The sequence below is a fragment of the Nostoc sp. FACHB-888 genome (assembly GCF_014696655.1).
In the GTDB taxonomy this organism is placed as follows: domain Bacteria; phylum Cyanobacteriota; class Cyanobacteriia; order Cyanobacteriales; family Nostocaceae; genus Nostoc.
In genome coordinates this window covers 1-9,290 of sequence record NZ_JACJQM010000168.1, presented here as the reverse complement: position 1 = coordinate 9,290, position 9,290 = coordinate 1, and the positions used below count along the sequence as shown (strand labels likewise).

The 9,290-nt window shown below is 38.2% G+C and carries 11 protein-coding genes; 6 read left to right on the top strand and 5 right to left on the bottom strand.

Annotated elements, in window-relative coordinates; all coding sequences use genetic code 11:
• Positions 1 to 70: 70 nt before the first annotated feature.
• From H6G26_RS35075 to H6G26_RS35065, 3 genes are all read right to left on the bottom strand, one after another.
• On the bottom strand, positions 71 to 265 hold the full coding sequence (locus H6G26_RS35075) for a hypothetical protein (protein WP_190735816.1): 195 nt from the start codon (positions 263 to 265) through the stop codon (positions 71 to 73).
• Between the two features lie 227 nt (positions 266 to 492).
• Positions 493 to 915 (bottom strand): DUF488 domain-containing protein, encoded by a 423-nt coding sequence (locus H6G26_RS35070; RefSeq protein ID WP_190735814.1) that lies wholly within the window; start codon positions 913 to 915, stop codon positions 493 to 495.
• A 10-nt stretch (positions 916 to 925) separates the two neighbouring features.
• The gene (locus H6G26_RS35065) at positions 926 to 1,720 is read right to left on the bottom strand and encodes a hypothetical protein (RefSeq protein ID WP_190735812.1); all 795 of its coding nucleotides are present in this window, start codon (positions 1,718 to 1,720) and stop codon (positions 926 to 928) included.
• 1,038 nt (positions 1,721 to 2,758) lie between these two features.
• Between H6G26_RS35065 and H6G26_RS35060 the strand changes: the two genes are divergently transcribed.
• The 3 genes from H6G26_RS35060 to H6G26_RS35050 all read left to right on the top strand — a co-directional run bounded on the left by H6G26_RS35060 (position 2,759) and on the right by H6G26_RS35050 (position 5,470).
• Positions 2,759 to 3,568 (top strand): Crp/Fnr family transcriptional regulator, encoded by an 810-nt coding sequence (locus tag H6G26_RS35060; RefSeq protein ID WP_190735818.1) that lies wholly within the window; start codon positions 2,759 to 2,761, stop codon positions 3,566 to 3,568.
• A 368-nt stretch (positions 3,569 to 3,936) separates the two neighbouring features.
• Complete coding sequence (locus H6G26_RS35055) at positions 3,937 to 4,659, top strand: Crp/Fnr family transcriptional regulator (RefSeq protein ID WP_190735810.1); 723 nt, start codon at positions 3,937 to 3,939, stop codon at positions 4,657 to 4,659.
• A gap of 346 nt (positions 4,660 to 5,005) precedes the next feature.
• A complete protein-coding gene (locus H6G26_RS35050) occupies positions 5,006 to 5,470 on the top strand; it encodes a response regulator (protein ID WP_190735808.1) in 465 nt (154 codons plus the stop codon).
• Positions 5,471 to 5,765: 295 nt separating this feature from the next.
• Here H6G26_RS35050 and H6G26_RS35045 read toward each other — a convergent pair whose 3' ends face one another.
• On the bottom strand, positions 5,766 to 6,038 hold the full coding sequence (locus H6G26_RS35045) for a hypothetical protein (RefSeq protein ID WP_190735807.1): 273 nt from the start codon (positions 6,036 to 6,038) through the stop codon (positions 5,766 to 5,768).
• 529 nt (positions 6,039 to 6,567) lie between these two features.
• On the opposite strand from H6G26_RS35045, the gene H6G26_RS35040 reads away from it, so the two are divergent.
• Entirely contained in the window at positions 6,568 to 7,749 is a 1,182-nt protein-coding gene (locus H6G26_RS35040) for an MFS transporter (protein WP_190735806.1), read from the top strand.
• A gap of 133 nt (positions 7,750 to 7,882) precedes the next feature.
• Here the strand turns inward: H6G26_RS35040 and H6G26_RS35035 are convergent, their stop codons facing one another.
• Positions 7,883 to 8,053 carry a hypothetical protein gene (locus H6G26_RS35035; protein ID WP_190735805.1) on the bottom strand — a complete coding sequence of 57 codons (171 nt, stop codon included), beginning with the start codon at positions 8,051 to 8,053 and terminating at the stop codon, positions 7,883 to 7,885.
• A 255-nt stretch (positions 8,054 to 8,308) separates the two neighbouring features.
• Here H6G26_RS35035 and H6G26_RS42190 point away from each other — a divergent pair, with 255 nt between their 5' ends.
• On the top strand, positions 8,309 to 8,449 hold the full coding sequence (locus tag H6G26_RS42190; RefSeq protein ID WP_206757581.1) for a hypothetical protein: 141 nt from the start codon (positions 8,309 to 8,311) through the stop codon (positions 8,447 to 8,449).
• Between the two features lie 361 nt (positions 8,450 to 8,810).
• Positions 8,811 to 9,290 (top strand): GAF domain-containing protein (locus H6G26_RS35030; protein WP_190735804.1); only part of this gene is annotated, 480 nt, incomplete at its 3' end.

Genomic DNA, 9,290 nt, shown 5'->3' with positions numbered 1-9,290 from the left:
AGTGTTACTTAGAATCCGCTCTGCACTGATAAATCACAATTTGGGTTTCATTTCTCCAAACCATTATCAATCATGGGTTTTGTCTTATTTCAGTGCCATTCGGCTCTATTCCTTGATCAATCCAAGCATCAATTGCTGTTTTTACCTCTAATTCAGTCACGGCAGACCATTCTTTTTCGTTGATAGTTGTTTTAAATACCGTTCTTTTACCGTGACCAACTTTTTCCATTGAGTGTCCACGATACACATTTTTAGGCTTAACCATTTTTTCTAATCATCTTTATGGAATATTATAAACTGTCGCTCAATAAGAGTCATTTGATTTCCTATAATGGCTGTTGATCGAGGAGATTATCATAGCTATAGTGTTAAGTTTGTAGTGAGGACATGGGATTAGTTAAATTAAGTTTGTTTTCGCGTATATAAAGCGTAATAAAAAGGTTTATTCGCTGAAAAGTGCGAGTATAAACAAGCGGTCGCTCGGAAGTGAAGTTATTCTAAATGTTTGACTGCAATGCCTGTAAGTTCATGTAATTGATTTGCAACAGATACCCGATGGCATTTTGCACTTTGTAATTCTGCACATAGTAAAAGAATAGTTTCCTTTTGCCCAATTTGAGCAATTTCTAATAATGCCAACGTTGCTTCTTCTTGATTAGGAGGAATCCAATTTTTATTCCCAGATGTGTTACCTAATGCAGTTTGAGAAATATATTTAACATTTATGGAATTACAAAGTTTGTCAATTGCTGTTCCATACCACTTTCTACTCCAAGCGCGAGGGGAAGAACGTACATCCACAACACAGTTGACATGAAACATTTCTAGGTATTTTAAAAACTCGTCATAATTTTTACGATTTCCATACCCAAATGTCAAAATTAACGGCTCTATATTTTCAGCGTTATGATTCATTTTCCCCATTTCAAAATAAACTTAATTGTTGTAATTGTACTATTTTTGGGTAAAATAATCCAATAATCATAAACGATTTTCTGTGATTTTTTAAATTACCAACTATAAAATGTAAATCTTTATCTATAATAAACCCCTCTAACTTTTGTTTGACTTTATTTAAAGATTCCTGTTCCTTTGCTAATAAATTAGTTGCTTGAGAATTATCCCTACAGTTTCTATATAATTGCATAATTTCCCAATCACTTATAGAATATTTATGCTGATCTCCTGCCTCATCAGTAAACTCATACCCAAATTGGTAAGGAATTTTTTCTAGATCAATCGATTCCTCAAACAAATCAAGTTGGTCTAACACTGCTTGTTGTTTAGGTTGCCATTCGCGTTCGGTTGGTTTACAGTAATATCTTTTTATACTTCGGGGTTTAATTATTCCTAATGACTTATTCTGTTCTTTTATTTGTTCAATTGAGTCGAATTTAAGCGGTAATAGTAATGATTTTCTCTCTTGCCAGTTGTTTGAGGTATCAATTTTTCTAATAATTTCTATAGTTGAATGATTAGCCCGAAAGCTTTCCAATCTAGAATCTTTTTCATCTTTACTTATTTCAGCCCTAATAATAGACCATCTAGGATAGCGCTTATCATAATCCATGTACCTAAAGGGGATAGGATATATGCGAATCCATTGCTGTGGCTTTTCATCTTCACTTAATAAGATTCCTGCTGTACAGACTGTTTCCTTATATTTAGTGCTAATTGATGGGTAAGTTTTAGTGGCAATCAAGACTTTTCTAGCTGACATATACTTTAATTTCAATTTAAAGTTATTTTAATTATAAAAATAGCTGTTATTTTTTTATCTTTTATTGTTTAATTTAAACTGAGTAAAATTCAATATCGGAGATTATAATATTTAAAAAGCTTGGACTGCAATCTTAAACTCCGTTAGCTCATAGCCTAATAGTAAACTTTATAATTTTATAGCTAGTTATTTGTTATTATATGATATTGAAAATCCTTATTTTTTATTGAAAATGAACATTATTTCATCAGATCAACACTTTTAATATTTCCCGTACTGGTGCTTTCGCTATATGACGTAAATATGTGAAGAACCCATAGTCGATTGCCAAGTGGATTGCTGTTTTGAAGCATAATTTCAGTCAAATGGATGTCCCCAAAAACTGGAAAGGCAAACACCTTCAAGAGTTCGCGCCAACTCCAGAACTACTAAAGTAGTGGAAAACATCAGCCCAGGATACCGCCGCACAGCAGTATTTCTGAAACCCCTGCTGTATAAGAATCTTGATGAAAAAATAAGCTAGATTGAAAAACGTCGAAACCCTTGCTATTAAAGGATTTTTATACTTTAGATGCGTTTGCATTGAACAATTTTTAAGCAATGCCAAATAATTTATTTATGTTAGCAGAAGAAAGAGAGAGAACATTTTGCACAGAACTGATTAAATAGGGTATGCCATCCGAAAAAGCAGCAAAAGTTATTGCTGTATAAAGTTTAGGCACTTATCAGGAATAAAAATACCTCTGTACTCTAGGCTGATTTTTCTTTTGTTCTTCGATTACTGAATCGCTGTTCTAGAAAAAACTATGTACATAAACGGACAGATGCAACGTTACATTAAATGTGTAATGATAAAGAAAGTATTGCATCAATCCTAAACGCATCGTTAATCAATCTATGCTTTGATGCTGTGGTTGTAAGTTATAAAGTTTACAACTTCTGAATAAAACAACCTTTTGACATATTGGGACTAGTTACTGGCTGCTCTCATGCTGGCATTCGTGTTGCTTCAATCAACACAATCACGCTAGGTTCTCAATGTCAGTATCTAAGCAACCTCATCTCCCAATAGAAAATCAAATACTTGCTGCCATGACTCCGGCAGAGTACCAACGTCTAGCTCCCCATCTAAAGCAAGTCTCGCTTGAAGTTGGGCAAGTTCTTTATAAAGCTAATGAACCAATAACACACGTTTATTTTCCCCATCAATCAATAGTTTCTTTAGTTTCTACTCAAAAAGATGGCTCGACTGTCGAAGCTGGCATAGTGGGCAATGATGGCATCGTCGGCGTTTCCGTCATTTTGGGCAGCAACACTACAAATACAACTGCATTTGTCCAAATTCGGGGCAGTTCTCTGATGATGAAGACAGAGTTGCTAATCGCCGAGTTCAACCGAGGTGGAGAGCTTCAAGGTTTGCTGTTGCGTTACACTCATCGGCTTCTCATCCAAGTAACACAAATACTTGCCTGCAATAGCTTACACACCATAGAACGACGGCTTGCGCGTTGGTTACTCTTCATTGCTGATCGCGTGCAATCAGATACATTCTTTCTGACCCAGGAATATATTGCTAAAATGCTGGGCTGCCGTCGCACTGGGGTTACGGAGGTAGCAAATAGACTCAGCCGAGCCGGAATGATTAGCTACAAGCGTGGCACTATTAATATTTTGAATCGCTCAGGCTTGGAAGATACGTCTTGCGAATGTTATTCCATGATTAAAGACGAATATGCTCGATTGCTTAGTGTACCGAGTCAGCCTGTTCTCGACAAAGGGAGCAGGGAGCAGGGAGCAGGGAGCAGGGAGCAGGGAGCAGGGAGCAGGGAGCAGGGAGAGGGAAAATGATTTTCCCGTCTCCCTGCACAAGAATCTTTGGCTCAATACCCAGGCGGACAGAACAATACCAGCCGCTCGGTTTTACAGATAGGCTTTTAGCAAGGGTTATCTGCAAAAGTTATCATATGCAAAGTGCTTAAACACTCCTTTGTGCGAAACCGAACAGAAGTCTCAGGTGGAGTGTGCGTAATATAGAAGTAGAGGAATAGATAAAGCAAAGACCTATCGTACCTGCATAAGCAGACGCTCTCGTTGTAAGTAGTAAAGCTTGCAACGCCACTCGATATTTAATTTTTGACATATTGGGGCTAGTTCCTGGATACCTGTTATGCCAAAACGTTGCTTTTATAAGCACAATTGTGCGCTATGGGGGAACTATGCCAGCATCTAAGCAATCTCATCGACCGACAAGAAATCAGCTACTTTTAGCTCTCTGTGATGCAGAGTATCAACGCTTAGTTCCACACCTAGAAAGAGTAAATCTTGAACTCAAGCAAGTTCTTTACGAAGCTAATAAACCTATAACACACGTCTATTTTCCAGATCGCGCAATAGTTTCTTTGGTTTGTAATCAAGAAGATGGCTCCACCGTCGAAGCAGGTATGGTAAGCAATGATGGTATGGTAGGTCTTGCAGTTATTTTGGGCGGCTTGACTACAACTACAACCGCGTTTGTGCAGGTTGCAGGCGGTAGCTTGCGAATGGAGGCAGAGCAACTAATAGCCGAATTCAATCGAGGTGGAGAGCTTCAAAGTTTGCTGTTGCGCTATACGCAGGCAATGTTTACCCAAGTCACACAAACGGCAGCTTGCAACCGTTTGCATACAGTAGAAGAACGACTCGCTCGTTGGTTGTTGATGGTTTCTGACCGTATGCAATCAGATACATTCCCTCTGACTCAAGAATTTATTGCTCAGATGCTCGGCTGCCGCCGCTCTGGTGTCACAGTCGCAGCAGGCACGCTTAGTGGAGCTGGGATGATTAGCTACAAGCGTGGCACTATTAACATTTTGAATCGACAGGATTTGGAGGATACATCTTGTCAATGTTATTCCATTGTCAAAAACGAATACGCTCGGTTACTAGATACACAGAGCTAGCTTTTCTCGACTGCGGTCAGCACAAAATCAATGCGGGAGCAGCGTTGTAGCTCTGTTGGAGCTAAGTCACTAAGGCACTTACTCTGAAAAAAGATACCAGCCCCTTTTTCTGCAAAGATGCTAAATTTTAGAACGGTCTCCCCTAACCGTGTCTGAGAAAAGTTTTGCTACTTTGGAGTTTAATGTACGCTAACGAACCGACTACGGGAGCGAAGCGGGTCTAAATTTAAAGCTATCTAGATTAATGTCATGTTGATTTGTTAATGAAGATATCTAAACGCAGATAGTCAACGCTCTGCTTATTAAGGCCCCTAATTGTGATTACCAAATAGGAGGTTGATCTATTTTGTTAAAAAGTTTTTTTAATTCATATTTAGAAGAGACAGTGCTTTTAGTACAAATACCGCAAAGTCAATCGCCATCTGTTAATGGTTTACGGGTACTCGTCGTAGATAGTAATGACGATTCTTTGTGCATAGTTAGGTTTATTTTTGAGGATTGCCAAGCAAAAATCAAGACGGCAACATCTGTGGATAATGCCATAGAGGTAATAGAAGAGTGGAAACCTGATGTTGTGATCAGCGATATCGGTATGCCTGGCAAAGACGGTTATTCACTAATTCGCTTCATTAGAAATAAAGAAGCCTTAAATGGAGGGTTTCTTCCTGCCGTAGCTCTTACAAGTTATGTATATCCAGAATACTTTAACACAGCAATGGATGCAGGATTTCAAGAGGTTATTTGTAAACCTTTTGAACCACAGGAGTTAGTTGCAACAGTGGCACAGGTTGCTAGGACGAATTTTTCTTGAGTCAGCCCGAAGTTGAACCAAGATATGCGGCTCAATTTTATCGGTTATCTCTCCAGGGCGGCCGCATCATGTCAATAAGCAAGCTTTATTCTCAATAGAGTTAAAAATAATATCATTAACCTTTACTTTTTGGGGCTTAAAAAATAATCAAACGCGAAATCCTTATTTTTTCGTTGGTTCTTAACCTTCATTGCGATCAAGAGTAATTTAGATGCGTTTGCCCTGGTTATCTCTCTAGGTTAAACCTTAGCAGTTGATCGCCCTATTAGTCGGTGACATTGACTACCTGCCCTTGCTAGCTCTGGTCAAATCTTTGCTGAGTGCCATTCACCACAAGAAAAGAACTGCCGCCATATTCATGCACACGGGTACGCAAGTTGAAGCTAGTAGGCGTGATATCTTGAGTTTCACCATTTGCACCCTGGCGCACTATGACATTTTTACCTGACTCTGATGGTCGTAGCTCACTCCAATAAATATTTTCGCTACAGAGAGCAATTTGTCCCAACCCTATTGTACGTGCGGTAATTAAGTCTGTTGTTATGGGCGATCGCCAAGATAAATCCATAAGATGCCACTTCTGCTTTCATTACGCTCTATTCTGCTCCCTGTTCCCAAAAATCATACATTGTGTGTAGAGACAAAACTCAAACACACTCCCTTATACTAATCCGTAATTTGTAATCCTAGCTTCTGATTACAAGCACTTCCTCTAACCAGGAATCTTGTTCAAATAAGGATGGCAAGGCTTGTCTAAGGAATTGTTAGTAGCAAATGGTAAAATCACGGCAGTAGGAATACCATACGCTCATCCCCATAATCTCAAACAGTCTATTTTGGATCTTGATGTGACCCCGTGAGATTAGACACTGTTTGTGCTTTCGTGAAAAGAAAGTTCTATTAGTTGAAGTTTCATTGGCACTAGCCGAAAAATAGCAAATACTACTATTAATATAGTTGACAAGTCGTTACCATTAAATCTATGTGAGTATGCATAAAATCATTTTTCAAGAATACACAGAACCTCAAGCATTTTATTATGTGCAACTTGTATAGAGAATTGATATAAATAAAAACCTAGTACTTAGAAATCGCTAATGAATCAAAAATTTTGGATTACTGCCTTAATTGCTTTTATTAACTCCCTGAGTTTGACAATTTTAATTCCGATTATTTATCTTTATGGGAAACGATTTGGTTTAAGCGATTTCCAAACGAGTTTGTTATTTTCAATCTACTCTGTCGCTCAATTCCTGGCAACTCCTGTTATTGGGAAACTTTCGGATCGCTTTGGGCGCAAACCTTTATTGATTATTAGTTTAGCTGGGACTGTAATTGCTAACTTAATCGCTGGAACTGCTACAACAGCAGTTGTTCTTTTTTTAGCACGATTTCTGGATGGCATAACTGGAGGCAATGCTTCTGTTGCTCAGGCAATTATTTCAGATGTCACCACTTCAGAAAACCGAGCTAGAGGATTTGGGATTTATGGAGCAGCATCTGGTTTAGGTTTTGTATTAGGTCCAGTTACGAGTTTGCTAGCGCAGCAGATTTCTTTGGGGATGGCTTTTTTAGTTTCTGGTGCAGTTGCATTTGTAGGACTTTTAGTCACAATTTTTCTTTTACCTGAAACCCTACAAAACAAAGCTGATAAGGCACGAAATATCTTTGATCTAGGTTTAGGAAATTTAATTAGGGGTTTAGCTATTCCGAAAGTTGGTATACTTTTAGTCATCAACTTTTTTATTGGCACTACGTTCACAATTTTTACTTATGCTTTTCAACCCTACTTTATTAATGTGTTGGATCAAAATAGTCAGTCTTTGACACTGATGTTTCTAGTTTTTGGAGTCCTGGGGGTAATTATGCAGACTTGGGGCGTTTCAATTCTCAATCAGAAATTTAATATAGTAAATATATTATTTTTCAGTTTATTTATCCGCAGTTTGTCATTTATTCTCATGCCAATTTGGGAAAACATTATTTATTTTGTGGGAGTTGTCATATTATTTTCTCTATTCAACTCTCTAGTCCAACCCACGATCAATACACTAATTTCTCTGAATGCTAAAGCACAAGAGCAGGGAACTGCTTTAGGTTTGAACGCATCTTATTTAAGTATCTCTAATGGTATTGGGCCTATAATTGCTGGAACGCTCATTCATCAATCGCATCCCATAACCTATGGCTATCCTTTATATCTAGCTGGAATTTTAACTTTTTTAGTATTATTTTTAGCGGTAGTTAGTCGCCAAAGCTACGTGCCGCAATTAAAGTAAAAATAGATGTTAAAGCCCTACTAAAAGCAGTCTCAATCGCTGGATTTATCCCCTTTTTCCGTACCCTCACAGACGTCTGTGCAATCATTCTAACCTCTCACCAATGGTCACAGTTATATCGTCTGGTGGGAGATTATTGGGCGATACGAATGGCACATTTCTCTTTCACAGACGCTTTGCGAACGTGAATGCTACCGGAAATTTGGGGTGGGGAAATTGGGTTATTGGCTAACCCAATGTCCACAAATGGATCACAAAATTGATCTAGTAGTTGCTCTGGTGAAGTTGGCTCTTTTAAGGACAAGAGGTAAGAACCCCTTTTCCCAGCCATCACCCAATGATGCAACGGTTGGTAGGCTACTAGGCTTGCACCTATACAATTAAATAAGGGTATCGCTCAGTCCGATACCTTGACTACTACTGGTATACGCACTCGAACATTTTACATCTGTAGTCTTCCTGAGTCAATTACACTGCAATTTTCCAGCAGAATTTTAATTTTGAAGTAAAACAAGGGAACTCTAGGTAAGAGTTGATTATTGTTGCGTCTAGTATCATTATGGCTTCTCAGAATCAAGGCTCAGATTTGCCGTCAGTTTCCAGCGATGTCGTCAACCCAATTCGCAATTGTGAAGAGAGCAATGGGCTAACGCCCCGCTCCGCTCTAAGCGCAGCCATGCCGCAGGCTTTACGCAATTAAAATCAGTGGGGGCTTGAAACCCACTAATTAACAATTAAGCAATTAAACTATTTCTCGTATTTAACTGCGAATTGCGAATTGTTTGGTCATTGAGTCAAACTTCCAAAGATGGTTATTAAGGATGACTAATGATACGAGTATTAGCAACAAATATTAGCAACAAAATTAAATGTGGCTATGCTCTTGCCTTAAGCATGGGAATTTTTAGAATCATTATTGGCTTAATTCTAGGAGACTATTAATAGTTGAAACCCTAGCTATAAATCGTACTTGTTCACGAAAAATGTAAGTAGTTTTGATGAATCCTTTTTAAACTTTAACTAGACTACTTTTTAATTCCCTTAACCTCTTACTAAAAATTATGTTAAAGCCCGATAACTACTTAGAAATAGCCTGTCCTCAGCCTGTAGAATTATTACAAATAGAAACACTCAAAGCAGCAAATTCTCAGAGAATTGTTGCTATCACTGTTGAAAAAATCCGTCAATCTCTTGACTTGGAATATATTTTTCAGACAACCACCCAAGAGATTAGGCAATTGTTCAGCTCTGACCGTGTAATTTTATATCGTTTCAATCCAGATTGGAGTGGAAAAGTTGTCTCTGAATCCCTAGCACAAGGGTGGTTGCCTTTAATCCAGCAGCAAGCGAATCAACCACAATTAGTAGAAAATATCAGTGAATGTAGCTTGAAAAACTTATCTATTCCTCCAATTGTAGATACTTATTTACAAGATACACAGGGAGGGCGCTTTTCTCAAAATGAAACTTATCGTGTTTGTGACGATGTTTACAGTGCTGGCTTTAGTAAGTGCTACCTGAAAATTTTAGAGCAATGCCAG